This is a genomic window from Vibrio sp. Vb0937 (assembly GCF_033338855.1).
Map to the genome: position 1 here is coordinate 1 of NZ_JAWOTK010000242.1, position 1,294 is coordinate 1,294.

Below are 1,294 nucleotides of genomic sequence, written 5' to 3' on the forward strand. Positions count from 1 at the left end.
AATTTGTTATCTCTCAAGGTCAAAAAGGCCCTCAAGCAGAGCAAATCAAAGTACTTTAATTCTTAAAGAATTTGATATGATAGCCAGCTTTTAAGCTGGCTATTTTTTTGCCCAAAGCAAATTTTCGCCCATAAAAACGATATAAACCCATGGCTCTAAAACCAACCATTTATAAATTTCGTATCTCTCTTTCCGATATGAATAACGATTACTACGATTCCAAGAACCTTACTATCGCTCTGCATCCCTCTGAAAAACCTCAACGCATGCTGGCTCGTATCTTGGCTTTCTGCCTCAATGCCCAAAAAGACTTGGAATTTACCAAAGGCCTCTCAACCACGGAAGAGCCAGATTTATGGCATGTTGCAGATGACCAAAGCATCACGCATTGGATTGAGATCGGCGAACCCGAACCAGATCGAATCAAAAAAGCCTCTCGCCTTGCCAAGCAGGTCAAGGTCTATACGTACAATACTAAAGCACCGGTGTGGTGGGAGAAAATGTCAGGTAAGTTTTCAATGCTTCCAGTAAGCGTAGAAAGCTTTGACTACGACGCTATCGATATGATTTGTCAGCACCTTGACCGTGGTACAAACCTTTCTGTTATGATTACCGGCACCTCTATTTTTGTTGATGTGAACGATCAACACGTCGAAGTAACAGTGAAGGAACTGCAAAGTCATGACGCCCCTTAGTGAACTGATTAAACAAATGGGAATCAAAAAGATTCCCTTCGTTGATGAGCATAAAGCAGCCAAGAAGCGTTGGTTGAAAGAACAAGCTCCGCTGTTTGCACGCGTATGTGAAAACAAGCCAGCAACGAATCCAGTGCTTCACCTACTCGGGCTCCTGACGAAATCCCATATCGAAGCAAGTGCGTTGTATGAACAACACGCTCATTCGACACAGCAAATGCAAAAGGTCTTGGCAGATACGCTTGGGGATGAGCAGGCAGACAAATTCACCAATCAATCGGCAGAAGATCTTGTTCTGATCACCCATTTGTGGCTCTTCACTCAAGGCTATCTGAACATGGATTTTAGCTTAGCGCACGATCACGCAGAGCAGACGCAAAACACGTTACAGCACGAACTTGTGATTAAACGTATTGATGTTGACGCGTTCAGAACAGAGCTAATGCAAAGCTTCTATTTAGGTAAAGAGGCAAACCCAACAGCATCAAATGGCTTTTTCGGCTGGTTGAAGCGACTCTTTTCCTCATAAAATACATGGTTTTATCAATCCGAAACAACTGATAGACTGCGTCTCCAATGCAACAAGCATCATGTTTGCA

2 protein-coding genes are annotated in these 1,294 nt (G+C 43.1%); both read left to right on the forward strand.

Annotation, left to right across the window (positions count from 1 at the left end; translation table 11 throughout):
• Window positions 1-149: 149 nt before the first annotated feature.
• Window positions 150-695, forward strand: a complete 546-nt coding sequence (locus R7P67_RS24775; protein WP_318086312.1) for a YaeQ family protein — start codon at window positions 150-152, stop codon at window positions 693-695.
• The gene (locus R7P67_RS24780) at window positions 682-1,224 is read left to right on the forward strand and encodes a hypothetical protein (protein ID WP_005482688.1); all 543 of its coding nucleotides are present in this window, start codon (window positions 682-684) and stop codon (window positions 1,222-1,224) included. The genes R7P67_RS24775 and R7P67_RS24780 overlap by 14 nt, the downstream gene beginning before the upstream one ends.
• Window positions 1,225-1,294: the final 70 nt, after the last annotated feature.